The following is a 24,547-nucleotide window of genomic DNA, read 5'->3' on the forward strand; positions in this document are numbered from 1 at the left end:
GAACTCAGGCCGCAGGCGGCTCGTCGGCGATCAGGTTGCTCAAGGTGCCAAGGCCTTCGATCTCTACGGTGCAGAGGTCGCCGGGCTTCATGAACAGTGGCGGGCGCCGCGCCCAGCCAATCCCGGCCGGGGTGCCGGTGACAATCACGTCACCGGGCTCCAGGGTCACCGCTTCACTGAGCACCGCAATCAGTTCGGCGACGCCAAAGATCATGTCGGCGGTATTGCCCTGCTGCACCACCGTGCCGTTGAGGCGTGTCACCAGGTTCAGGCCGGCGGCCCCCGGTGGCAACTCATCGGCGCTGACAAAGGTCGGGCCAAATGCGCCGGTGGCGTCGAAGTTCTTGCCGATGGTCCATTGCGGCGATTTGAACTGGTAATCACGCACCGACGCCTCATTGAAGACCGCGTAGCCTGCGACATGCGCCAGGGCCTGCGCACGGGCGATATGCCGGCCACCGGTGCCGATCACCACCGCCAGCTCCCCTTCGTAATCCAGTTGCTCGGACACACGCGGGCGCAGGATGGGCTCGCCATGGCCGATCAGGCTGGTGGAAAAACGCGGGAAGAAGGTCGGATAGGCCGGCTGTTCGTAGGGGCTCTCTTTGGTGTGATCGGCGTAGTTCAAGCCGACACACACGATCTTGCCCGGACGCTCCAGTGGTGGCAGGTAGCGCAGCGTCGAGGTGTCCAGCAAGCGAGCGTCGCTCAAGCGCTGATGAGCCGCTTGCAGCGCTGCGGGGCCGGCGTTGAGCAGGCTCTCCAGGGTGCCTGGATAGCCGTTTTCCTGTTCGTTCAAGCCCCGCAGGACGCCTGCTTGCTCGACAGCCAGGCCTTTGCTGGAGCCTTCCAGAAAATGCACGAAACGCATGATCAGTACCTCTATTGTTTTTATGAAATGGTACGGTACGTTACCGTACCCTTTTGCCGAAAATGCACCCAAATCAAAAACTCGTCAAGGGTGATCGAAGTGTTTTTTACAAAAAAATTCCCGGGACAAATGTCTGACTCGTCCCACTGTGTGGCTGGAAGGCTGATGCAGAGCCGCGTAGGCTAGGCGGACTGTCGAATTGTTCTTTTCAGGAATAGCCGAGCCACATGCAAACCCCTACCCCGAGGCAAGCAGCAAAACGTCAAAGTATTCTCCAGGCGGCAACCGAGATGTTTCTCGCAGAAGGCTATTCCGGGGTCAGCGTTGACGGGATCATTGCCAACATTGGCGGCTCCAAGCGCACGATCTACGCCTATTTCGGCGGCAAGGAAGGCCTGTTCTCCGCGATTATCGAGGAGCTCTGTGCAGAGAACGTCAGCCCGCTGACCCACATCGATCTCACCCACAAGCCGCTACAGGAAGCGCTGACGAGTATTGCCCGGGTCTTTCTCGACGTGGTGCTGTCGTCCCGCACCCTTGCCCTGCATCGCCTGATTGTGGCCGAGGCCCCGCGGGCACCGGAGGCTGCAAAGTCGTTCTTCGAGGCGGCGCCCGCCACGGCCTACGCCTGCCTGGCCGAGTACTTCACCTGGGCCGAGGAAGCCTCGCTGATTATCCCGGGCGATCCGCAGACCCGTGCGAAGATCTTCCTCGATGCCCTGACCGGCGACATGCAGTTGCGCTGCCTGCTCGGGCTTTGCAAAAGCCCTGGAAAAGCCGCACGCGAGCACCTTATCAACGAAACCACATCGATCTTTATCAACGGCTTGTCATCCGGGGTTTAGAACTCAGCAGGCGCTGACTTGTGGCAAAGCAAGGCGGCTCCTGTTATCTGGGCGCCATCGGGAGTTTCCTTGCCATCGGCCACCGCCATGCTGTCAGCCCCCAGGGCTCCCGCCGCGTTGAACGCCAGGCGTAACGTTTCGTCCGGGCCAGAGCCCTGCACGGAGAACATTTTGATCAGGTCGCATTGACTCGACGATGATGCCGTGACCAAGTTGACGCCCTGGCCCTGCTCGGTCAACTGGGTTGAGCACGCAGAGAGCATCGTCATCGCTATAAACGCAAAAGGCACTGAGACTGGGCGGTACATAACTTGAGTGTTCCCCTGGGTCGTGGTTCAGAAATGATCGGCAGTCAACAAGCCGGCAAGCACTAAAACCCATGAAGGTAACGTAGCGTCAACTGGGTGCCCTGGGAGCGGTTTTCAGCACCGCTTTCAAAGTAAAGATTGGCGAAGAATGTCTGCTTCCCCTGCTGGTACATCACGCCGGGACCGATGCCCAGCACCTGCTCCCTGGAGTCATCTTGGCGGTGGCCATCGATCCGGTCATCGCTGATCTGTTTGAGTTGATACCCCGCCACGCCTACCCGCCAGCGCTCAGAGACGGCGTAAGAGACCGCCAGATTGCTATGCAAGGCCTCGCCTGGCTGAACACTGTTCGCCTCCAGTACCGAGGCCGGATCGTTATTGCGGCTTGACCATGCATAATTGAAACGACCGCTCACTTCCAAACGATCCGTCAATTCCCAGGTAAACACGTAATGGGGGTTGAACACCCAGACATTGCTCCCGGTGTTGATACTCGAATCCTTGTTGTAAGCGCCGGTCGGCAGTGAAAACACAACGTTCAGGCGCTGCCAGTACGGCCGACCGAAGAACGAAACCGGGGCCCACTGCAAAAGGAACGGGCTGACGATCATGTCGCCCTGTCGGGTCCGTCGTCCCTTGGGGCCCTGGTCGATATCCAGCTCCAGGTTCACCAGCGGCAATAACACCTCGGTCCCATAATTGGCCCCCAGCACCGTCTTGTTGCTGAAGTAGGCCAGGTGCGGCAACACCGTGGTGCTATGCACCTGCTGGCGCCCCGGGAGCGAATGGCCACGGGCATCGTAGGCCGAGTTGCTGCGGTAGTACTGCACCGGCAGCTCGAACAAGGCGCCGGGACCGGCGACCCCATCCATGAAACTGGCATTGCCCAGGGCCAGGGGTGGCAAGCTGACGCTATCGGCTTCGCTGGGAACGCTGGCCAGTGCCAAGCTGATGCCCAGCACCCGATTCCATTGGGTTTGACTCATACAACACCTTCATTGACTGCTGACTAAAAAACGCTGAACGGATAATCGACAATCACCCGGTACTCATCGGCATTTGAGTTGCCACGGGTATTGCCCGGTGCGGTATACCCCTGCCCTGTACGGTGGGCCGCCCAGCGCAAGGTGACGTTCAAGCCCTTGGCCTTGCCGCCCGGTACGGCGTAGCGCAAGGCAATATCCCGCTCCCAGTGATGGGCATCCTTGCCGGCGGCGTTGTAGATGTAGCCGTAGCCTTGGCTACCGGGATCGACCCGGGTCAGGTCTGCCTCGCCACGGGTGTAGGAGGTGCTGAGCTGGAAGTCAGGCGCGTCGATAAACGCCAGGCTGGTCTGGTATTGGATCTTCCAGGACTTTTCCCCCGGCGCGTTAAAATCTGCGTATTGCTGGGAGTTATTCAGGTAAAGGAAGGTCCGGTCGTCCTGCACCACGTAGTCGAACGGCGTGTCGCCATCGACCTTCTGCAGCCCCAGGGTCAGGCTCTGGCCGGCGCCGGACAGGGTCAGGCCGCCGGTGTAGGTGTGGTTGTCGATACGCCCCAACTGGCTGCGCCCCTGGTCGCGGGTGTTGAAGTAATGCACATACGGCGTCAGGGTGATCCCGCGCGCCAGGGTGAACGGTTGGCTCACCCCGACGTAGTACTGATTCCAGATATCGCTCAGTTGCCCGCCATACACCGTCAGCGTCATCCCGCCCGGTGCACTGTAGACACCCCCCAGCCAGGCCATGTGCGGGCTTTCACGATCGGCGGCCAGCCCGGCCTTGTTGCCGCTGCCGTAACTGGTGCCCAGGCGGCTTTGCCCACTCTGGTTGCGCAGGCGTGTGGAGTCGACCCAGCCGCTGTCGAGGGTCAGGTTGTGCAGGCTGTAATTTTTCAACGTCACGCCGCGAAAAGTCTGCGGGAACACCCGGCTCACGCCGCTGGCCACCAGCGGGTTTTCCAGGTACTGGTCACCGACCTGCACCAGGCTGTCAAAGCCGCGCAGCTTAAGGGCCGCGCCCGCCGCCGAAAAGTCGGCCTGCGGGGCGTTCTGCGAATCCAGCGGCAACAACCCCGCCCCGCCACTGCCCCCGCCACCGTCGAGCTTGAGCCCATAGAAACCATGCACATCCACCCCGACCCCAATCGGCGTGTCGGTGTACCCCGAGCGAAAGGACAGGTACACCCCCTGCACCCATTCGCGCTGGTCCAGCCGCGACGGCGTGTTGTGGTTGTCGCGACCCAGGTAGTAATTGCGCAGCAAGCCATTGAGGGACGAACCGCTGACAAACCCCGGCGCGACCGCCAGCTCAGCCTTCTGCCGCTCATTGATGCCGGTGCTGAGGTTGTCCCGTTGGCCCAGGGAGTTATCGGCGCACACGCCCCCTGCGGTTAGCGAAACGGTCAGCGTCATCGAAGCGCGCACCAGCCGTTTCACGATGAGCCCCATCAGCGTGGCGCCTGCTGTTCCAGCACGGTCACGGTCGCCGTGGTGCCCGCCCGCAAGCGGCCCTGGCTGACATAGTCGGGATCAATACCGATCCTGACCGGCACCCGCTGTGCCAGCTTGACCCAGGTGTAGCTGGGGTTGATGTTGGCCAGCAGGCGACTGCCCGGGGAGTTCTCGCGGTCGGTGATGGCGAAGGCGATGCTCTGTACCGTGCCGCCAAAGGTTTCACCGCTCATCAACTGGATCCGTACGCGGTCGCCCTCGGCGATCCGTGGCAGCTTGGTTTCCTCGAAATAACCACTGACATAGAACGAGTCGCTGTCCACCAACGCCAGCAAGGCACCGCCGGCCGTGGCGTAGTCGCCCTGGCGCGTCAGCAGGTTGGTGACATAGCCACTGACCGGCGCGATCACCCGGGTGCGCTGCAAATCCAGCTCGGCCTGGGTCAATGCGGCCTTGGCCAACTGCACATTGGCCTCGGCCAGCCCGAGATTGGCCTGGTTGCTCAACAGTTGCGCCTGGGCGACCGCCACGTCGGTATTGGACTTCTCCCACTCTTCGCCGGAGATCGCGAACCCCTGCTTGAGGGTGCGTCGCCGCCGCTCCTCACTCTGGCGCTGCTTGAGCTGGGCCTCGCTGGCAATGATCGCCGCCCGGGACTGGCCCAGGGTGGCCGTGGCCACGTCCACCGAGCGCCGCGCATGCTCGACCGCCAGGGCGTAGCGCGCCGGGTCGATTTCCAGCAGCACATCGCCCTTGGCCACATGCTGGTTATCCTGCACCCGCAGGCTGACGATCAACCCGGAGACATCCGCCGGCAGCGTCACCACGTCGGCACGCACCCGCGCATCACGGGTCCAGGGCGAGCGGGTGTAGTGTTCCCAGGCGAACCAGCCCAGCACCAGGGCCAGCACGACCACCGCCAGGGTGATCAGTTGGGGAATGAGTTTTTTCAAGGTCATGGGGTTCCCATCACTAAAATGACAACAGCACACACACAGGCATACAGGGCACCCTCAAACAGTGCCTCATGCCAGACCAACCGCAACACGCCGAGACGGCGCAAGCCCCAGTCCAGCAGCATAAATACCGGCAGTGCCAACAGCAGCGCCTGGGCAATCGGCGGCAGGTACACGCCGCCCACCTCGAAATCAATCGGCAAGGGCCGGCACTCCTTCTTCCACGGGTTCAAGAAATTCACGGTAGCGCTCAAGGAACGACGCCACGATCAGCAACGCCACCCGAATGCGGAACACCGACCACAACTGCCCATGCCCGGAAGGCAACGCGCTGGCGTGCAACTGGTCCAGCTCGTCGCCTAGCTGGCGCAAGCTCGTGGTCAGGGCCTGCACATCCACGCCCGGCCGGCCCGCTACATAACGGCCGGACTGCTCCAGGATCGCCTGCAAGCGCGCCTTGGTGGCGGGCGTGAGCAGTGCATTGTCCTGGCCTTGTTGCTTGAGCTGGTTCAGGGCGATCCCCAGGGCCATGCACGCGAGGCTGACCTCGAACAGCGCGTTGGAACGCTGGTCGTTGGCGGCCGGCAACAGCCCCAGCATCATGGTCAGGCGGTCCATCATCCGGCTTTCAAAGGCGAATTGGCGCGAGTCCGCCGGCGTAGCCTGGAGCAATGCGTAGACCTGGCCACGGCTCTCGTCATACAGGCGCTGGATACGCCGCGCCGGGTTGAACGGAAACACCCAGGCGTACACCAGCAACGACAGGGCACAGGCGCCGATATAGGCGCCGGCGAACTCGAACCATTGGCTCGCGGTGTTCTGCCAGGCCCCGATATTCTGTGGGCCCACCATCAGGAAGGTCGACAGGCCCAGGCCCATGCCGATCCCGGCGGTCATCGGGCTGGCCAGGCCCACCGCAATCACATACAGCAGCGGCGCGAGGAGCAGAAACAGCATTTCCACATCGCCAATGGCCGGCACCAGCATGAACTGATAGACCGCCGACACCAGCAGGGACAGGCCAAAGCCGCGCGCATAATTCTGGCTCGCCGCCAGGGGCCGTGGAAAGGTTGCCATCAACGAACAGAGGATGCCCACCAGGATCATCCCGGCCCGCGCGCCGTCCCATGCGGTTTCGATCCAGATCAGGCCGCTGGCGAGCAAGGCAATAAAGGCCCGCGCCGCGTTCATCCCGGCCAGGCGCCAGTCCAGGTACAGCGGGTTGCTCTGGCCCTGGCGGTGCGCACAGCTGGCCTGGCGGCCGTCCTGGATCGCGTCGCTGAGTTCGAGGATTTCCTCCAGTTGCTGCAACAGGCGCGCCTGTTCCCAGCGCAAGGCCCACGCCAGGGCGCGCAAGGTGCCGCTCATGGGCTCATCGCGGTGCTGCTCGGCGTTTTTGGCCTGCTGATCAAAGCGCTGCTGCAACACGGTAAAGCCCTGGCGCGCCTCGGCCGACAGTGAACGCCCGGCCACTGCCAGCTCATCGAGAAACGCCAGCTCGTCCGCGCGCAACTGCTGGATGTCTGCGGGCAGCTCGCCCTCCCAGCGCTCGCCGATCAGCGTGCGCTGGCGGCGCAGTACCGTCAGCCGCGAGGTCAGCAACACCAATTGGTTGCCGAGCAATTGCACCAGCCCATTGGCGCTGCGCAGCCGTGGCGCATCGAAGTACAGATGCCGGCGCAGGCCTTCCAGGGCGCTGATTTCCCCCAGCAACTGCATCTGGCGCTGATGGAAGTCGGCCTCGCTCTCTTCGGTGCGGATCACCGCCGCAGCGTGGGCGGCCATCAGCTTCAGCACCTGGTCGACCTTGGCGAAATAGCCCCGGGCGACCGCTTCCGGGCGCGCCGTGAGCAAGCTGACCAGGCACACACAGGCCACCGCCAGCAGCGTCTCGGTAAGCCGGGTGATTGCCAGCATCAAGGTGTTGTCCTGCTCCGGCACCGCCAGCAGCCCTACCACCACGGCGGTAAAACCGCTGAGCACAAAGGCATGGGAGCTGGTGTAGCGCAACAGCGTGCCGCCGGCGGTGCAGAACGCCAGCCACAACGACAGGGTGATAACAAAGGGCAGCGGGGCCTGGGGGAAAATCCCCATGATCAACACCGCCACGGCGGCACCGACCAGGGTGCCGATAATCTGCGAGAAACTGCGCTGCAACGCCATGCCGCCCAGGGGTTGGCTGACGATAATCACGGCCATCACCGACCATTTGGGTTGATCCAGGTCGAAGATAAAGGCCAGGTACAACGTCAACAGCCCTGCCGCGACGGTGCGCAAGGCAAACAGCAACACCCCGAGGCCGGGGTTGAATACCACTTTGAAATAATTGATCAGCGGTTGCATGGGCGCCCTTCATCCTGGACTGAAGCGGGGGCTGCCCGTAGCCGCACAGCCCCCCGGACCTGGGCTTATTTGCCCTCGGTCAACGCGTTGTAGCTGGTGAACAGGTTACGATAGTCCGGGATGTGGTTGGAGAACAAGGTCCCCAGGCCTTCGATATCGTTGCGCCAGTCGCGATGCAGCTCGCACGCCAGGCCAAACCAGGTCATCAGCTGCGCGCCGTTGGCCGACATGCGGTTCCAGGCCGATTGCTGGGTCAGTTCGTTGAAGGTGCCGGAGGCATCGGTCACCACAAACACTTCATAGCCTTCGGCCAGGGCCGACAGCGCCGGGAACGCCACGCACACTTCAGTCACCACGCCGGCGATGATCAGTTGCTTCTTGCCGGTGGCCTTGATGGCCTTGACGAAATCCTCGTTGTCCCAGGCATTGATCTGGCCAGGACGGGCAATGTACGGCGCGTCCGGGAACAGGGCCTTGAGCTCGGGCACCAGCGGGCCATTGGGGCCGGTTTCAAAGCTGGTGGTGAGGATGGTCGGCAACTTGAAGTACTTGGCCAGGTCAGCCAAGGCCAGCACGTTATTCTTGAACTTGTCGGGCTCGATATCACGCACCAGTGACAACAAGCCAGCCTGATGGTCAACCAGCAGGACAGCGGCGTTATCTTTGTCCAGGCGAACGTAGGGTTTAGACATCATGATGCTCCTGGTAAGAGGTGCTTCCCGAAATGGGCCGCACCGGGAAAGGTCAGCGGTATTTACTTGCGCTGGGAGTCTAGCGCTTCGTGGTTATTAGCCACTTCCTGCGCCTTGATGTAACTCTCGATCAGCAATTGGTAGTGCGGCATGGCCTGGGTATAGACGTTCGCCCACTCTTGGGCATCTGGACGGTTCCACGAGCCTTGCAGTTCCGACAAGGTGCCCATGATGTCGATCGGCACCACGCCGGCCTGGGCCAGGCGCGCGACGGTCAGCTCGGTGGCCAGCTTCGAGTGGTTGCCCGAGGCATCGACCACGGCGAACACCTTGTAGCCCTCATGCACCGCCGCGATGGACGGAAACGCCAGGCATACGCTGGTCAGGGTGCCGGCGATCACCAGAGTCTTCTTGCCGGTGGCCTTGACCGCCGCGTGGAACTCGGGGTTATCCCAGGCATTGATCTCGCCACGCCGGGCCACATACTGGGCATGGGGCGCCGCCTCGTGGATTTCCGGGATCAACGGACCATTCGGCCCCTGGGGCACCGAAGCGGTGGTAATGACCGGGATTTTCAGCAGGGTCGCGGCCTTGGCCAAGGCAATGGCGTTGGCGCGCAATTGAGGAACATCAATGTCCTTGACGATCTGGAACAGGCCACTCTGGTGGTCGATCAGCAACATGGCGGTGTCGGTGGGGTCAATCGTTGGCTTCTGACCATTAAAGTTTGCAGCGTTACCTGAAGCGCTCATTTGCCTTTCCTCTTACATGGGTGAACGGTATCGGGCCAGAACCTTGCCTCGACGTTTCTGGCGGCAGCTGACAATTCCAACAATGGAACGCCAGTGCAGAATAATGTTGGGTAGCACGAAGCGATCATTTTTCACGCAGCTGGTAAATCCAGCCTCAGCTGTACTATCTCCAGTGTTCGTCATTGCACTAGGTGTCCGGTAGTCGTTGAATTAGACTTCACCATCTCAAAAATGGAACGATGCCTGTGTTCGACCTCAATGAACTGTTCCTCTATGCCAAGGTGGTTGAGCATGGTGGCTTTGCGGCAGCCGGTCGGGCGCTGAACATGCCCAAGTCGACCTTGAGCCGCCGGGTCAGCCAGTTGGAAGCGCGGCTGGGGGCACGGCTGATCCAGCGCTCGACCCGTCAGTTCCAGGTCACCGACATCGGCCTGGCCTACTACCGCCACTGCGTGGCGATGACCGCCGAGGCAGAGTCGGCCGAGGACCTGATCGCCTTCAACAAGGCCGAGCCGCGCGGGGTGATCCGCCTGAGTTGCACCACCGCCCTGCTCAATTACTGGGTAGCGCCGATGCTGGCCCAGTTCATGGCCCAGTGCCCCAATGTCGAACTCAACGTGAAAAGCTTCAACCGCAAGGTCGATGTGATCAGCGAGGGCTATGACATCGCGCTGAACCTGTGCTTCCCGCCCCTGGAAAGCAGTGACCTGGTGATGAAGCTGCTCGCCAAGAGCCCCCAGGCGCTGGTCGCGAGCCCGGCCTTCTTGCAACAGCATGCACTGCCGCTGTTACCTGCCGACGTGTCGGGACTGCCAACCATCAGCTGGGGCAACCCGCTGCTGCAGTACGTTTGGGAGCTGATCGGCCCAGAAGGCGTGTCCGCCGAGATCTGCCACACGCCACGGCTGATCAGCGATGACATGCCCACCCTGAAAAGTGCGGCGCTGCAAGGTGTGGGCATGGCCAACCTGCCGCTGGCCGTGGTCAAGGAGGAGATACAAGAGGGTCGCCTGGTCAGCCTGCTCCCCCAATGGCGCCCCACCGAGGGCGTGATCAGCGCCGTTTTCCCGTCAAGACGTGGGCTGCTGCCTTCCGTGCGAACCTTGATCGATTTTCTGGCCCAGGCGTTTGAAACCCAGGCGCCTGGCCCATCGGGCCCCTCGCCGGAGAACGGACACTGAAACCCGCCGGGGTATGGATCCCTGCCCCGGGCTGAGGCAGGATTGGTTTTTTAGGTGGTGGGTGAGTCATGACGGTCCCTCAAAACAAGCAAGAACTGCTCGATGCCATCAACCGCAATTACGCAAAGCTACTCAGCGTCATCCAGCAGGTGCCTGCCGAGTGCGTCAACGAATGCAACCTGGAGGGGCACGCCAAAGGCACGCAGATGAGCGTTGCCAATCTCGTCGCCTACCTGGTGGGCTGGAACGAATTGGTGCTCAAATGGCTGGCGGCCGATGCCGCCGACAACGCCATAGACTTCCCGGAAACCGGCTTCAAGTGGAACCAGTTGGGGCAACTGGCGCAGAAGTTCTACCGTGACTACGAAGGCATCCCTTTTGAGCAATTGCTCGAACGGCTCGACACGGCCAAGCAGCGCATCGTGTCCATTATCCAGAACCGCGACAATGCCCAGCTTTACGAATGCCCGTGGTACGAGCAGTGGACGCTGGGGCGGATGATCCAGTTCAACACCGCGTCCCCGTATGACAATGCGCGTGGGCGCTTACGCAAATGGCTTAAGACCAAAGGCCTGCTCATCCGCCAGGCAGTCCCCGAGGACGTGCACGCTGCTGGCGGCGGCCGAGGCGGCGTGCAAGACGCCCAAGCTGTTTGTGTCGACCAATGCCTCCAACACCGCCTCCCGGGCCTTGATCGCAAAGGCCGGGTTTATCCCCAGCGGGAGCATCGAGAACCTTGACGAACACGATCCTGAACACGTGTTTGTCAAATTCGTTGGCTGACTGTGTGAGGTGCGTCAGTCGCGATCCACGTCCGCCTGGTTGAGAAAAATCAGCACCCCAAGCAGCGCCATATAGAACTTGAATGCCGCGTCCTGGCCATTCCACTGATGGGATTGCCACATCAGGAACCACTCCCCGCCAATCACCATAAAGCCGAAAAACCACACCAGCAGGCCAGCGGTAAAGCCGATAATGGCCACCTGCTTGGCCGCGTTGAACTGCCGACCACTGGCCTGCCTGGCCCGCCACATGGCCAGCGCCCCCCGGGCCAGCAATACGCCCGTCAGGGCTTCGCCGGCGATGATCAGCCCATAGGCGCCATGCCACAGCCAGGGTGCGGTGATTGCCCGGTACATGGCGGCGTTACCCGGGAATGTGGTGTCCATGCTCAACACGTGCTGGACGAAGGCAAAGTTGGAGGCGTAATCGGTGAGGTTGTTGAACGCCACAAGCGCGGCGAAGGCCGCCAGCATCAGGGTCAGGATGATTTTTGCGTAACGGGTGGTCATGTTGCTCGTATCCCTGGGCAATAAAATGGCTACGCTAACACGCTCGGTGACTGGATCAATCCGAGGCGGGTGAACCTGTTACTTTTTGCCGGTTGTTGCTGAGAACGCACCACACCGCTAAACAAATAAGCCCGCCGCCGTACAAATGGGCGAGCGAAAGACGCTCCCCCAGCAACAGCACTCCCCACAGCACGCCGAAAGGCGGGATAAGGAAGGTCACGGTCAGCGAACGCACCGGCCCGATATCCGCGATCAAGCGAAAATACAGAATGTACGCACACGCGGTGCAGATAAAACCCAGGGCAAGCAGTGCGCCCCAAACCTCCGGGTTGCCCCAGGTCGGCGGTGGGCTGATTGCAGCAGAGACGCCGAAAAAAGGCACGAGGAACAGCGTCGCCCCCACCTGACTGCCAAATGCGACAAGTTTTGCGTCCAGCCCACCCTTGTCAGCAACCCATCGTTTAGTCAGGAATCCTGCTGCGCCGTAGCAGCTGGTGGCGACTAAACACGCCAACGCCCCCATGACCACACTCATTGAAAGTGCGACGGGGCCGGTGCTGGTCAGGATCGCAATGCCCATCAGACCGATCAGCACCCCAGCCGCCTTTTTCAGGGTCAACGCCTCGCTGAAACACATCCAACCGATCAATACCCCCATCATCGGTGTGGTCGCATTGAAAATGGCCGAATAGCCGGCAGGCAACAACAGTGCAGCCACGCTATACATCAAAAATGGGATGCCCGAATTGATAACCCCCAACACCATGATCGGCTGCAGCTTGCCTTTGAAATCGACGTTGGTTTTGAGCAGGGCAAGAATGACCGCCAAGCCAATGGCGCCCAACAAGACGCGGAAAAATGCAGTCGGCAAGGCGCCCAGAACGGGAGCCGATAGGCGCATAAAGAGAAAACTGGCGCCCCAGATCGCCGCCAGAATAAGGAGTCGAACATAATCGGATAATTTCATGGTGACCTTCGGTGCCGTTCATTAACGAAGTAAAGACTCCAGAATCGCTTGGCTGAGGCCGGGCCAGCCATGGCGGACGCCTCTACGCTTGGAGTCTCACACTAAGGGGCTTCGCCATGCGCGCGCACTCCGCTTCTTGCGGTCAAATCGGCCGGCGCGTCAGAGCGTCTGTCAAACAGGACCTTCTACGGCGCCTGGGTGATGACGCGAGCCAATTGAAGCGCCACCGTCGCGGCCTGCTCGGCGCTGACGATGTTGGTAAAGCCCAGCACCAGGCCGTGCCTGGGCTTGGCCTCCAGGTACCACGGTGACAGCGGCTCGACGGCGATGCCAATGGCCCGGGCACGCTGGGCGAGGTCAACATCATCACCTTCACGCAGGCCTGCAATCAGGTGCATGCCTCCCGCCTGGGGGTTGATCGACAGGCGTTCGCCGAACTGTTGCAGCAGTGCATCGACCAGCCACTGGCGGCGGCGCGCGTAGAGATTGCGCATTTTTTTCAAGTGCCGTGCAAAGTGCCCCTCGTAGAGGAAGGCGCTGACGGTCGCCTGGAGGAGTTGCGGGCAGTGGTTATGCAGGCGGTCCGCCTGACGGGCGAAAGCGTCGCTCTGCGCCGCCGGCACCACCAGATAGGCCAGGCGCAGGCCGGGAAACAACACCTTGCTGAAAGTGCCGGTGTAGAGCACCCGGCCCTGCTGGTCGAGGCTCTTGAGTGCCGGCAAGGGCCGGCCCTGATAGCGGTATTCGCTGTCGTAGTCATCCTCGATGATCCAACTGCCTTGGCGGTTGGCCCAGTCCAGCAGGGCCAGTCGGCGCGGCAGTGACAACGACACGCCCAGCGGGCTCTGGTGGCTCGGCGTGACCACCGCAAAACGCGCATCCGCGCAGCGGGCGATGCCTTGCGCGACATCGAGCCCCTGCTCATCCACCGGAACCGGCACCAGTTGTGCACCGGCTTGCAGTAGCGCATTGCGCGCCATGAAGTAGCCGGGCTCTTCCAGCCAGCACCTATCGCCATGATGCATCAGCGTGTGGCGGATCAGGTCCAGGCACGCACGATAGCCCGCACACACGAACACTTGTTCCGGGTGGCAGGTAATCCCCCGGGAAATGCCCAGGTAGGTGGCAATGGCCGCGCGCAACGGTGCATGGCCACGCGGGTCCGGGTAGACAAGCCCCTCAAGCCCGGCCTGACGCAACTGCCGGCCCGCCAGCCGGGTCCAGAGCTTGCGGGGAAAGGCATCCAGTGCCGGCAACCCCATTTGCAGGGCCAGGGGCAGCGCCCCGCAATGGGTGGACTGATCCTGCGTCGCCAGGACAGGCGCCTGGCGTATGGGCGAGGAAACCGCAGCCAATTGCGGCGTGACCATCGTCCCGGCGGCGCCACGCGCAATCAGGTAGCCCTCCCCCATCAGCAACTGGTAAGCCGCTTCCACCGTGCCACGCGCCAGGTTCAGTTGCGCCGCCAATGCGCGAACGGCAGGCACGCGATCGCCCGGACGCAGGCGGCCATCGGCAATGGATTCGCGAAATCGCTGGTAAAGCTGGCGGTAGACCGGCGCGCTCTGGCTACGGTCCAGCGTGAAGGGAGGAATCATGGCCTAGTCATTTATGCACTTTTCGGCCCTGTAGCTTAAGTCATCCGCGCTTTAAGGTCTGCTACCTCTTCACAGCGGACGACAGACATGACTTATACACTGGGGCATCTCGAAGACCAGCAGGCCTTCGCGGCCAGTTTCGACCTGATGCGCGTGCTGCGGCCCCATGTCACCCACCCGGCCCACTATGTGGCGCAACTGCTGCGCCAGACAGGACAAGGCTACCGGTTACTGGCGGCGTGGGACGCCGGGCAAGTGGTCGGCCTGGCCGGTTACCGTGGGCTGGAAAACCTGCTCTACGGGCGCTTCCTCTATGTCGATGACCTGGTGGTACACCCAGACCTGCAGCGCAGCGGCCTGGGCGCACGGCTGCTGGACGCGGTTCGCGAACAAGCCGTACAGCGCGGTTGCGCGCATTTGGTGCTGGACACCGGGCTGCATATGCCGTTGGCCCAACGCTTTTATTTTCGCCAGGGGCTACTGGCCCACGGCATGCACTTCACCCAACGCCTTCAGACAGAGAATCCGGCATGAAGAATGTTCTATTGATCAACGCCAGCCCCAATGGCCAGGTTTCCCATGCCAACCAGCTGGCATTGGAACTGGTGGACGCCCTTGGGCAGCAGCACCCGAGGCTCGAACTGGTCGAACGCGACCTGGGCACCCACCCGCTGCCACCGCTCGGCCTGGACTACGCCCGGGGCCTGGCGACGACCACGCCGTTCGACGCGCCGGCCTTCGAGGTTTCCGAAATGCTGATCCGCGAGCTGGAGCGCTGCGATCTCCTGCTTATTGCCACGCCGATGCACAACTTCACCCTGCCCGCTGCGCTCAAGCTGTGGGTCGACTATGTCCTGCGCATTCACCGCACGTTCAGTTCCGGGCCCGAGGGCAAGACCGGCCTGCTGAGCAACCGCCCGGTGTATGTCCTGGTCGGTTCCGGTGGTTTTCATCAGGGCGAGTCGGCACGTCAACCGGACTTCCTGACGCCCTACCTGCGCCAGGTCCTGGTGACCCTGGGGTTGCTCGACCCGCATTTCACGTACCTGCAGGGGCTGGTGTTCGGTGACGAGGCGGTCCAGGCGGCGGTCCGGGACAGCCGTGCCCGGCTGGCCCTGGAGCCGCTGTTCAACCCGCTTATTTGTGCCTGACGGTCCCGGGCACCACCAGGGTCAACCAGGCCGGAGATGCCATGGGCGACATAGTCGATGCTGCCGGGACGGCATTGGTGGCCATGGGTGTGCTTGGGCTGTAGATGAAAGCAGGCTTGGATAGAAAGAGGCCCTGCGAAAGAGGCCAAAACATCTCTACTTCATCTCATCCGGCAACCGAAACAGAAGCCGGCTACGTATCGGATCACGCTTTACGGGCGGATGCACATTGGCAAGATCGGCAAGATCGAGCCTCAACTGATCGAGCAAGATTGGGTGTGTCTACATCCCTTAGAAATTCTGCAAAAGGTAAGACGCAGGTTACGTAGGTCAATCGCGCAACCACAACCCACCCTCTCCTGATTAACGGTTCCTTCAACCGCTTTTTTATACATATAAAATATGCATAATGAGAAGATTCAGGATTCAATATGACGAGGCAAAAAACATCGCAAACCAGCAGAAGCATAAAGGCATAAGCCTAGCTGATGCAGAACCGGTGTTTTACGACGAGACCGCCCTGACAATACAGGATCACGATCACGATGAAGAGCGCTGGGTGAGCATGGGCATAGACGCGAAGGGACGCGTTTTGGTGGTGGCCTACACCTACCGCGACCCAAACTTCGTGCGTGTTATCAGTGCCAGGCTCGCATCCAAAAATGAACGGCGCCAGTATCTGGAGGCTTGAACCATGAAAGACCAATACGACTTCAGCAAAGGCAAGCGTGGCGCAATCGCCAGCAACAAGGGGAAGACACGCATCACTATTATGCTGGACGACGCCGTCATCATCGCTGCCCGTGAGCGTGCGCAAAGCGCCGGTATGGGCTATCAAACCGTGATTAATCAGTTATTGCGTCAGGCGCTGATTTCACAGGACATACACAGTCTGGCGCCTGCGCCGAAAAAGCGCGCCAAAACCCTGCAAGTCATCAGCCATGGCATCAGTCACTCGGAGGTAGAAGCACTGGAGCGACAGTTGATCGCTGTCGCTGGCGAGTTGAACAGGGTGCTGGCCATGTCAAAACCGTGAGTTGCATTGATTGCAGTGATGATGACTATCAAACCGCCCGGCCTGTTTAATTGCCTGCACCGATTCCTATAATCGCCTCCACATTCTCCCCCGGCCTGGCTTCAGGCTGCATTCCCCCCGGATCTCCACCCATGCCAAGCGCCAGCCAGGCCCCTCGTAGCCTTCCCGAACATAATCAACAGAGTGTCAAACAGCAGTGGCTGGCGATTCTCTCGGTCGCCGTGGGGGCCTTTGCCCTGGTGACCAGTGAGTTTCTGCCGGTGGGTGTCCTTAACGATGTGGCCAGCGACCTGGGCATCAGTGCCGGCCACGCCGGGCTGATGGTGACCCTGCCCGGCATCATGGCCGCCCTCGCCGCACCGTTGTTGTCGGTCGGCATTGGCACCATGGACCGTCGCTATCTGTTGATCGGCCTGACGCTGATCATGATCATCGCCAACTCGGTCGTGGCATTGGCCAGTGACTTCGGCCTGCTGCTGTTCGGCCGCGTGCTGCTGGGCATCAGTATCGGCGGTTTCTGGGCGACGGCCATCGCCCTCAGCGGCCGGCTGGCGCCCAAGGGCGTGGGCGTGGCCCAGGCCACTTCGATCATCATGGTCGGCGTGACCCTGGCCACCGTGCTGGGCGTACCCGTCGGCACCTGGCTGAGCGGCCTGATGGGCTGGCGTATGACCTTCCTGATCACCGCGCTGATGGGGGTGCCGGTGCTCCTGGCGCAGATCTTCCTCCTGCCGCGACTCAACCCGGAGAAGGCCATTCGCGTCAGCGACCTGCCAGCCCTGTTTATCAACCCACAAGCGCGGGTCGGCTTGATTGCAGTGTTGCTGATCGGCCTGGCGCACTTTGCTGCGTACACCTACGTCGCGCCCTTCTTCAAGCACAGTGCCGGCTTCGACGGGCCAACGATTGGTTCGCTGCTGCTGCTGTTTGGCGTGGCCGGGGTGATGGGCAATATTTTTGCCGGTTTTGCTGCCAACCGCAGCGTACGTCACACCCTGTTGCTGGTGGCACTGATGATCGGCACCAGCACCGCCCTGTTCCCCCACTTCGCCACCGGCATGACCGGCGCGGCGATGCTGATCGCGCTCTGGGGCTTCGCCTTCGGCGCCTTCCCGGCCTGCGCCAGTATCTGGATGTTTGTCGTGGCGCCCAAGGACGTCGAACGCGGCATGCCGCTGTTCGTGGCGTTGTTCCAGGTAATCATTGCCCTGGGCTCGTTCTTCGGTGGGCGGATCGTCGACCAACTGGGCAGCTCGGTGCTGCTGAGCCTCGCCACGGTACTGGTGGGCTTGGGTTTTGTGACGGTGTTGGTGCTGGGACGCAATGTCAGCAACAGCCTCGCGGCCCAGCCCTGCTAGTTGGCTGAGCACTGAAGTGTGGCTCGCCCTTAAGCTGGGGCGAGCCTACTCGATTTTACCAGACAACCTGACTGTTGCTTTGCCGATGGGGAACTCTTGCGTTCCCGACCTTAACGCCAGGGAAACCCGGGTGTTTTGCGCATCAACTTTCACCAGCAGGTCTATATCTTTTTGCTTGCCCAGTTTCTGGAAAACCTCAAAGATTTCTTTTTCATCGAAAGCATCAATCCAGACGCCATAGCGGCTGTTTCCATTGCGCCAATAGAAGCCACAAAACGTTGGGATGGCCCTTTGTTCATAAGGATTGTCCAGGAGGTCCTTTCCGAATATGTTTTCCTGCTCACCGTTGTAGGCGCGCCATCCAAAGTCCAGCCATTCGCCCTCCTGCAGGACCACCACAGGTCTCCAGCTGTATTTTTCCCGGTAGGCATCATAGATGCCTGGCGCAGGATAGCCCTGCGTTTGGATTTTCTGCCGGATTTGCGGGCTGAAGGTCTTATAGACTGGGTCATTGAGCATGCGGTCTGCATAGCCGTCTTTAAACATGTATTGGGCATTGCTGTAGGCACTTTCCTTGGTCAGGGTTGCCACCTGCGCCTGAAAAGCCCCCACCTCCTTCTGGTTTCCCGCCCCACTCAGCCAGAGCACCACCCGCCCCTGTGGTGCCAACCCCACGATAAACGTGCGATAGGTGTCTTTTTTATGGGTGTCTTGATCGATAAAACCCTCATCCAGCAGACGTTTTATCGTGTGTTTGTCCAAGTCCCATTTGCCGGTATAGAACGTTCGCTCCACCAACGAGTACCACGTAAATTCCAGTTGATAGGGCACGGCCTTTTTCTCGACCGCCGTGGTCATGGTTCCGCCCTGGCTGCCCCAACCGGTATTCTGCGTACCCCAGATCGCATCAAAACCGTAGGTAAAGCCCTCAGCGATTATCGCGCCGCGATACACCTCCATCGGATATTCCTGCGGTGCGGATACCGTTCCCGTCCAGCTATACGTTTCAGGCACGTCTTTACTCTTGCAAGCCATCAAAGAACAACAGAACACAACAGCAATCAGCACTGGCATCGGGCTTTTTATGTTCACACACCACAACCTCTTCATTGCCTTACAGGAACATCGCCACTCGCGGCACTGCCCTCTCCCGTCACCAAGACCAGGCTCTGGGGTGAAGACAAGGTAATCCCCATTTCCTGAAGGCGCGCAAGCAGGATAAACAGCAAGTCGCTGCGGGCATCGGACACCGAGCGCGGGCTGTTGACGTAGCCGCTGACTCCAATGATCAGGCCGTCCCTGGCCAGGTCCTTGAACGTGACCGAAGGTGCGGGGCTGTCGAGAATTGCCTCATGTTCGGTAAAGGCCTGCATGAGCAGTTCGCGCACTTTCAAGACATCGGTGTCCAGCGGCAATGTGAGGGTGATGCCCACCACACCGAGCGCGTTGCCCATGGTGACGTTGCGCACATTCTGCGAGATGAACTGCGAGTTCGGCACGATCACCGTCGAGCGGTCGGCCATCTGGATCTCGGTCGCCCGGACATTGATCCGGCGGATATCCCCCTCGACGCCGCCCAGGCTCACCCAATCGCCGACCTTCACCGGCCGTTCGGTGAGCAGGATCAGCCCGGAGATAAAGTTCTGCACAATGGCCTGCAAGCCGAAACCGATCCCCACCGACAAGGCACTGACCACCCAGGTCAGGCTGGTCAGGTTGATCCGCAGGGTGGACATCACCAACAGGCTCAGCAGCACAAAGCCGAGGTAGCCCACCAGGGTCACCAGGGACGCGCGCATGCCGGCGTCCATGTTGGTTTCCGGCAGCAGCCGCTCGCTCAGCCAGCGCTTCAAGGTGCGCACAGCGAACAGGCCGACGACAAACATCAGCAGCGCAACGAGGATGTCCTGGGGAATGATTTGCAGGTTGCCCAGGGTCTTGCTGGACTCTCCCAGTTGGCTGAAGCCCTGGAGCAGCTCGCTGGGGCTGGAGCCCGCCGGAAGGAAAGCCGCCATCACCGCAGTGAGCAGCAGCAAGGTACGACCAACGCCCGCCAGTACCGTGCAAGCCTGGGCCTGGTGCCGTGGCGACAGCCCCAGGGCCTTGGCCAGTGCCAGGCCGCTGGGCTGCTTGGGCGAGAGCAGGGTTTCGCAGACGTCGCCGAAAAAGGCCATGAGCAGATAGGCCGTCGCCGCCACCACACTGATCCACAGCAGCTTGACGGTCAGGAAGTAGGCCAGGGACAGATACCCCGTGAACAGCGCGAGGACAATCACCGCCACCCATATCGAGGCCACAAAGGGCAACATACCGGCGAGCCCGCCCGGGCGCTCCAGCCCGAGCTTGTTGCGCACATGGCGCACGCGCAGCAACGCAGCGATGAAGATCAGCGCCGTGATCAGGGCCGTCAGGCCATTGAGCGCCACGGTCAATGCCAGACTGGCGCCCGTGACGCTGTTGATACGCTCCTCGGTGGCCACCAGCATCAGCGCTACCGCCAGAATCGCCGGGAAAGGCCCCAGGGCACTGGCGATTTCATCGGCAATGGTCGGCAACCGCCAGGAAGGTCGCGGCAGCATCAGCAAGGCCCGTCCCAGGCCGGCAATAAACGCGCAGAACATGGCCAGGGTGACCAGGTGATCAGAAAGCCGCGCCAGGTTTTCGCTCAAGAGCGCATTGCTTTCCACCGCCCAGCGCATCAATGAGACGGCCCCCATGATCGTCAGGATCGACGCCAGCCCCACCGCCACCGCCAGTGTGCTGCGCCGCAGGCGCCCCTCCGGCAGCCAGCGGATCATCGCCCAGGTAAGCAGTTGCTCAAGCAGTCGCCGGCCGAAACTCCAGATCAGCACCGCCACCAGCAGCGTGCCGAAGAACGCCCAGCGGCGCTCGGGGCTGACGGCACTCTTGAGGGCGACGAGCCCTTCGGCCTTCAGGTTGTCCAGGCGCTGCAGGTCTTCAGTGGTGGGGCGGATCAGGCTCGACCAGAACGAGGGGCTGAAGGGGCTATCGGTGCGTGAAGTGACCTGGGAATTGAACAGGTTGCGCCGCAGATTGACGATCTGCGCGGCGAGATCACGGCTCAATTGGCTCAGTTGTTTGGCCTGGCTCTCATCGGCAAGCAGGCTGTTTTTTTTCCGGGTCAGGGCATCCCGCTGGGCGGTGAGGCTCTGCGCTTCCCCGGGCTGGGCCGCGCCCACTACCTTGAGTTGATCATCCAGGCGCTCCATATCGGTGGCGCGCACCGTGAGCAACGCCTCGGCCTGTTGTTGCACCTGGAGTGCGCCCTGTCGAAACTCCGCCAGCTTCTCGTCACTGGTACTGATGGGCACACTCTGGCGAATCAGCTCAAGCTGCTGGCTGAGCTGTTTGAGATCAGCGTCATCGGGCAACACCGGCAAACTGTCGACAACTTCGACGGGCACCGTTGTTGCCGGCGCATCGGCCCACGCGGGCAGGCTGATAGCCATCACCATGGCCAGTATGGCCTGGCAGATGACGCGTGTATAAATTCGCCGCATCAAGTCACCCTTTTCAGTCTCTTTGCATTGCCATTATGGACTGCCCCTGGAGAAAGGAAATTCCATAAGGGCCGCAAAAGAGCAGGTGCAGGCATATTTGTGGGCGCTGGTGGTTGTGACATTTGTTTCCAGTGGTTGTGGGCCACCCATTCCAGTGATAGTGAGCCACCGCGCTGGTGGTTGTGAGCCACTCAAGTTGCAACGCAGAGCATGTCGACCACTGACCCAACTGCCCCAAAAAAATAGAAGGGGGTAATACCCCCTCTGCCAGTGAGTTATTACTTCATCTTTTGTTTGCGCAACGATTCGCCTTTTAGGAGGATCCGATGCGATCGATGCACGATCCGATCCAAAATAGCCTCTGCCAATGTCGCGTCTACGAATAGGCTGTGCCAGTGTTCTGTCGGGAATTGGCTGGTGATAATCAATGAGCCGGTTTGCATGCGGCTATCGACAATGTCCAGCAGCGTGTAACCCACTACTGGTTCTACGGGCGCAAGACCAAAGTCATCGAGAATCAACAGACGCGCCTTGCTCAACATCGTGCGGTATTTTGGCAGCGATCCATCACCTATCGCTGCCTGCAACTCTTCGTAGAGCTTCGAGGCACTTTTGTAGATGACTGAAAAGCCTTGTCGGCAAGCCTGACTCCCAAAGGCGCAGGCCAGCCAGCTCTTGCCTGTCCCTGTAGCCCCAGTTAACAGCAAGTTTTGCTGTCGGGATATCCAGTCGCAACTGGTCAGGTCCGCTATCACCTGTGCGTCCAGCCCTCAACTGCTGCGCAAGTCCACATCTTCGAGGTGTGCGGCATAGCGCAGTTTTGCCTGCTTTAGCAGCCGTTGCAGCTTGCGGTTCTCGCGGTCATTGAGTTCGTAATCAACCATCAATCCTAGCCTGTTATCGAAGGACAGTTGCTGTTTGCTCGGTTGCTCAAGTTGTTTTCGATACGCCTTGGCCATGCCAGGTAACTGGAGGTGCTGAAGTTTGTTTAGGGTTGGTTGGTTTAGCATGTCGGGAGGTCCTTTTTATCGGCAAAATACTGAGCACCACGGAGGTTTTCATGGGCGGGTGTCGAGATGGGTTGGGTATTCAAACTGGGACGCTTATCCGGTTGTTCGCGCAGGATGGATTGCAGGCTTTTCAGGGCAAAGGTCTTGATGCTCAAGGCATAAGCACAGTCTTCCTCCAAGCGGCTTTCACCATGAACACGTGCCTCGCGTCGTAAGGCGCTTGCCGCTTTGTGGCCGTTAGCAACATCGGCCCGCTCGGTCAGGTGATAACGCAGGTGTTGAAGTACCGACGGGCCAACCCCTTCCCCCCATTGCAGAAGGGCCGCAGGCTCACTGTCGATGTAGTATTGCTGGTTCAGTGGCCGATGTTCGGCATGCACGCTGATACCGGGTGAGGCTTGGCGCGGATGACTACTGACATGCAGGTGGTTATGGAAGACCTCGATCACCTGCGCAGTTGCCCGTAGATCCACCTGCTGCTGCACCAGCCGGTTGGGGACGGAGTAGTGATGACCGTCGTATTCGACCAGGTAATCACTGCGCACCCACACTTTGAAGCGCCAATCCGCATTATATAAAGCCGGCATGCGGCAGAAAAAGCGGTTTGACCTTGAGGTCAATCGCCTTCTGACGACAGAGACGATTGAGCACCATGAAAGCTTGTTCACGACGCCGATATTGCTCCCCGCGCAGAACATTGCACAGTGGTTATCGAACCGACGCCCGCAGGTCTGGCAACTGCTCGCAGAACGACAGCAGGAAGTCACTGATAACAATGCGATCCGCATTTTACTGGATCAGCTACACAACCCTGAAGGCTTGCCACCCAAGGCTACAGCGTCTGCCGTCTGCTCAATCAGCATCTGTTGGAACACCCTCAACTGCTCTGGCCAATGCTGATACGGGCGGAAGGCTGGCTGCGCAGCCGAGAACAGTTGCGGGCGGAATGGGGTGGGAAGCGAGAAGGTGCGGGTCGATCACCAAAGCCGTCAGTTGAAGTAGGAACTGAGAGGTTATAAAGCAATCGACAAGAGTGATTTAATTTTCGCGGCCTAAGCGGTCACCCCCGGCTCGAACAAGCTGCCGGCCTGACGAAGCATGGCGGTGGTTCGTTCCATACGCTGGGCAAAGTCATCCTGTTCAATCTGACGCTTCTGCTCCGCCGCGACTTGGCCAACATGGCTGGTCGGTTGCAGGAGTTGTTCCGCGCCCGGCAGGAACGACAGCGCCATGCCACTGGCTTTATCGATTACCTGGTAGCCGATAGTCGCCGCCCCAATACCCGCCGCCAGTCCGCCAACACTACCCAATACGCCACGGCGCTTGATGCCATACACCGTAGCACCGGCAATCATCGCCACGCCCAATATGCGACCGGCGACTACAACCGGAGATAGATCGCGGCTGTTGTCATTGCCGAAATAGGTCATGCGGTAAAAGAAATAACCGGCCCACAACTCCCTCGACTTCAACTTATCGTGCATGAACCAGGCCCGCGAGTCGTGTATCTGGTCATCGAACAACGCCACCAGCAGGGCCATGTCAGGGTCTGCACTGGACGTACCTTGAGCATCACGAAACAGTTGCTTACTGCGCTGATCGCCTGCCGTCTTGAGGAAATCATGATCCTTGGACTCGTCATTCTCGTTAAGCAGGAAGACCGCGTCACGTAACACCACATCAGTCACCGTGCCTTGCCAACTGGTCTGCTCGCGCTTCTGGCCGGTGTAGTCGGACTTGAATTCCTCGGCGGCCTGTTTAAGTTGGGTTTTGTCGATTTGTGGTTCATAGATCCGTGGGCCGGGATAGTTCATGGCCGTCTCGCGGTTCTTCAACCGATTCTTTACCGCCTCCTGTTGCTTGGACTCATAATCCTTTCGCTGTTTATCCTCGTCGTAGGCGGTGACTTCGTTGGCCCCGGTGAAGAATGGCTGACGCTTATAGCTGTCGTTCTCACCTTGAGGATCATTGACGTAGCGACCAATACGCCAACCGGTGATCCAGCCCAGTTGATCGGCCAGGGTGTCTTCTATGGTCGTGTTCAGTCGCATCGGCTGATAGGCCGAATCCTCGACTGATTCGTCAGCCGCAACACCCGGTAGGGTTGTAAGCGCTCCATAAACCCCACCTCCCGCTGGTGGGGTTTTGCGTTTTAAAGTGGCGTTGTGGGTTTGCAGTTCCACGGCAGCAGCGCTTCGTAGCCTTCGATGCAATTGGCCTGAGGCAGGCGTT

At 60.5% G+C, this 24,547-nt stretch carries 23 protein-coding genes and 3 pseudogenes; 9 read left to right on the top strand and 17 right to left on the bottom strand.

All coding sequences use genetic code 11. The annotated features are described in order from the left end of the window. Window positions 1-4: 4 nt before the first annotated feature. Complete coding sequence (locus BLL38_RS17815) at window positions 5-871, bottom strand: fumarylacetoacetate hydrolase family protein (protein WP_076963726.1); 867 nt, start codon at window positions 869-871, stop codon at window positions 5-7. A gap of 227 nt (window positions 872-1,098) precedes the next feature. Here BLL38_RS17815 and BLL38_RS17820 point away from each other — a divergent pair, with 227 nt between their 5' ends. Then, complete coding sequence (locus BLL38_RS17820; RefSeq protein ID WP_076963727.1) at window positions 1,099-1,716, top strand: TetR/AcrR family transcriptional regulator; 618 nt, start codon at window positions 1,099-1,101, stop codon at window positions 1,714-1,716. Here the strand turns inward: BLL38_RS17820 and BLL38_RS17825 are convergent. From BLL38_RS17825 to BLL38_RS17860, 8 genes are all read right to left on the bottom strand, one after another. Beyond that, on the bottom strand, window positions 1,713-2,024 hold the full coding sequence (locus tag BLL38_RS17825) for a hypothetical protein (RefSeq protein ID WP_076963728.1): 312 nt from the start codon (window positions 2,022-2,024) through the stop codon (window positions 1,713-1,715). The genes BLL38_RS17820 and BLL38_RS17825 overlap by 4 nt on opposite strands. Before the next feature lie 62 nt (window positions 2,025-2,086). Then, window positions 2,087-3,010 (bottom strand): SphA family protein, encoded by a 924-nt coding sequence (locus BLL38_RS17830; protein WP_076963729.1) that lies wholly within the window; start codon window positions 3,008-3,010, stop codon window positions 2,087-2,089. 23 nt (window positions 3,011-3,033) lie between these two features. Further along, a complete protein-coding gene (locus BLL38_RS17835; RefSeq protein ID WP_415640225.1) occupies window positions 3,034-4,419 on the bottom strand; it encodes an OprD family outer membrane porin in 1,386 nt (461 codons plus the stop codon). A gap of 35 nt (window positions 4,420-4,454) precedes the next feature. Beyond that, window positions 4,455-5,417 carry an HlyD family secretion protein gene (locus tag BLL38_RS17840; RefSeq protein WP_415640224.1) on the bottom strand — a complete coding sequence of 321 codons (963 nt, stop codon included), beginning with the start codon at window positions 5,415-5,417 and terminating at the stop codon, window positions 4,455-4,457. Next, window positions 5,414-5,617 (bottom strand): DUF1656 domain-containing protein, encoded by a 204-nt coding sequence (locus BLL38_RS17845; RefSeq protein ID WP_076963731.1) that lies wholly within the window; start codon window positions 5,615-5,617, stop codon window positions 5,414-5,416. The genes BLL38_RS17840 and BLL38_RS17845 overlap by 4 nt, the downstream gene beginning before the upstream one ends. Beyond that, the gene (locus tag BLL38_RS17850) at window positions 5,607-7,757 is read right to left on the bottom strand and encodes an FUSC family protein (protein WP_076963732.1); all 2,151 of its coding nucleotides are present in this window, start codon (window positions 7,755-7,757) and stop codon (window positions 5,607-5,609) included. The genes BLL38_RS17845 and BLL38_RS17850 overlap by 11 nt, the downstream gene beginning before the upstream one ends. A 65-nt stretch (window positions 7,758-7,822) precedes the next feature. Further along, window positions 7,823-8,449, bottom strand: a complete 627-nt coding sequence (gene ycaC, locus BLL38_RS17855) for an isochorismate family cysteine hydrolase YcaC (protein ID WP_029300559.1) — start codon at window positions 8,447-8,449, stop codon at window positions 7,823-7,825. 62 nt (window positions 8,450-8,511) lie between these two features. Next, a complete protein-coding gene (locus BLL38_RS17860; RefSeq protein WP_076963733.1) occupies window positions 8,512-9,201 on the bottom strand; it encodes an isochorismatase family protein in 690 nt (229 codons plus the stop codon). A 245-nt stretch (window positions 9,202-9,446) separates the two neighbouring features. Here BLL38_RS17860 and BLL38_RS17865 point away from each other — a divergent pair, with 245 nt between their 5' ends. The 3 genes and pseudogenes from BLL38_RS17865 to BLL38_RS31435 form a co-directional block, all read left to right on the top strand. Next, window positions 9,447-10,382 carry a LysR substrate-binding domain-containing protein gene (locus tag BLL38_RS17865; protein ID WP_076963734.1) on the top strand — a complete coding sequence of 312 codons (936 nt, stop codon included), beginning with the start codon at window positions 9,447-9,449 and terminating at the stop codon, window positions 10,380-10,382. A 68-nt stretch (window positions 10,383-10,450) separates the two neighbouring features. Beyond that, a pseudogene (locus tag BLL38_RS17870) lies at window positions 10,451-10,933 on the top strand (ClbS/DfsB family four-helix bundle protein); the annotation flags it as partial. Window positions 10,934-10,991: 58 nt separating this feature from the next. Further along, window positions 10,992-11,165 (top strand): annotated as a pseudogene (locus tag BLL38_RS31435) (N-acetyltransferase); the annotation flags it as partial. 14 nt (window positions 11,166-11,179) lie between these two features. Here the strand turns inward: BLL38_RS31435 and BLL38_RS17880 are convergent. The 3 genes from BLL38_RS17880 to pdxR form a co-directional block, all read right to left on the bottom strand. After that, entirely contained in the window at window positions 11,180-11,674 is a 495-nt protein-coding gene (locus BLL38_RS17880; protein WP_076963735.1) for a DUF2165 family protein, read from the bottom strand. 55 nt (window positions 11,675-11,729) lie between these two features. Continuing rightward, window positions 11,730-12,641: a DMT family transporter gene (locus BLL38_RS17885; protein WP_076963736.1), complete on the bottom strand. Its 912-nt coding sequence runs from the start codon at window positions 12,639-12,641 to the stop codon at window positions 11,730-11,732. Between the two features lie 185 nt (window positions 12,642-12,826). After that, a complete protein-coding gene (pdxR, locus tag BLL38_RS17890) occupies window positions 12,827-14,239 on the bottom strand; it encodes a MocR-like pyridoxine biosynthesis transcription factor PdxR (protein WP_076963737.1) in 1,413 nt (470 codons plus the stop codon). An 87-nt stretch (window positions 14,240-14,326) separates the two neighbouring features. Here pdxR and BLL38_RS17895 point away from each other — a divergent pair, with 87 nt between their 5' ends. The 5 genes from BLL38_RS17895 to BLL38_RS17915 all read left to right on the top strand — a co-directional run bounded on the left by BLL38_RS17895 (window position 14,327) and on the right by BLL38_RS17915 (window position 17,784). Then, entirely contained in the window at window positions 14,327-14,773 is a 447-nt protein-coding gene (locus BLL38_RS17895; protein WP_076963738.1) for a GNAT family N-acetyltransferase, read from the top strand. Continuing rightward, on the top strand, window positions 14,770-15,390 hold the full coding sequence (locus BLL38_RS17900; RefSeq protein WP_076963739.1) for an FMN-dependent NADH-azoreductase: 621 nt from the start codon (window positions 14,770-14,772) through the stop codon (window positions 15,388-15,390). The genes BLL38_RS17895 and BLL38_RS17900 overlap by 4 nt, the downstream gene beginning before the upstream one ends. A gap of 409 nt (window positions 15,391-15,799) precedes the next feature. Further along, a complete protein-coding gene (locus BLL38_RS17905) occupies window positions 15,800-16,081 on the top strand; it encodes a BrnT family toxin (RefSeq protein ID WP_076963740.1) in 282 nt (93 codons plus the stop codon). A gap of 3 nt (window positions 16,082-16,084) precedes the next feature. Beyond that, complete coding sequence (locus tag BLL38_RS17910) at window positions 16,085-16,426, top strand: BrnA antitoxin family protein (RefSeq protein ID WP_076963741.1); 342 nt, start codon at window positions 16,085-16,087, stop codon at window positions 16,424-16,426. A gap of 131 nt (window positions 16,427-16,557) precedes the next feature. Next, complete coding sequence (locus BLL38_RS17915) at window positions 16,558-17,784, top strand: MFS transporter (RefSeq protein ID WP_076963742.1); 1,227 nt, start codon at window positions 16,558-16,560, stop codon at window positions 17,782-17,784. 45 nt (window positions 17,785-17,829) lie between these two features. On the opposite strand, the gene BLL38_RS17920 is transcribed toward BLL38_RS17915, so the two are convergent. The 5 genes and pseudogenes from BLL38_RS17920 to BLL38_RS17945 form a co-directional block, all read right to left on the bottom strand. Next, the gene (locus BLL38_RS17920) at window positions 17,830-18,876 is read right to left on the bottom strand and encodes a DUF2931 family protein (protein ID WP_159439758.1); all 1,047 of its coding nucleotides are present in this window, start codon (window positions 18,874-18,876) and stop codon (window positions 17,830-17,832) included. Window positions 18,877-18,890: 14 nt separating this feature from the next. Then, window positions 18,891-21,305 carry a DUF3772 domain-containing protein gene (locus tag BLL38_RS17925; protein ID WP_076963744.1) on the bottom strand — a complete coding sequence of 805 codons (2,415 nt, stop codon included), beginning with the start codon at window positions 21,303-21,305 and terminating at the stop codon, window positions 18,891-18,893. A gap of 278 nt (window positions 21,306-21,583) precedes the next feature. Further along, window positions 21,584-22,315, bottom strand: a pseudogene (istB, locus tag BLL38_RS17930) (IS21-like element helper ATPase IstB). Beyond that, window positions 22,309-22,983 (bottom strand): Mu transposase domain-containing protein, encoded by a 675-nt coding sequence (locus BLL38_RS17935; protein ID WP_130898235.1) that lies wholly within the window; start codon window positions 22,981-22,983, stop codon window positions 22,309-22,311. Before BLL38_RS17935 ends, istB begins: the two are co-directional and overlap by 7 nt. Before the next feature lie 384 nt (window positions 22,984-23,367). Further along, the coding region (locus tag BLL38_RS17945; protein ID WP_479725134.1) for a T6SS phospholipase effector Tle1-like catalytic domain-containing protein at window positions 23,368-24,547 on the bottom strand (1,180 nt) is incomplete at its 5' end.

Source organism: Pseudomonas gessardii (assembly GCF_001983165.1).
GTDB classification, from domain to species: domain Bacteria; phylum Pseudomonadota; class Gammaproteobacteria; order Pseudomonadales; family Pseudomonadaceae; genus Aquipseudomonas; species Aquipseudomonas gessardii.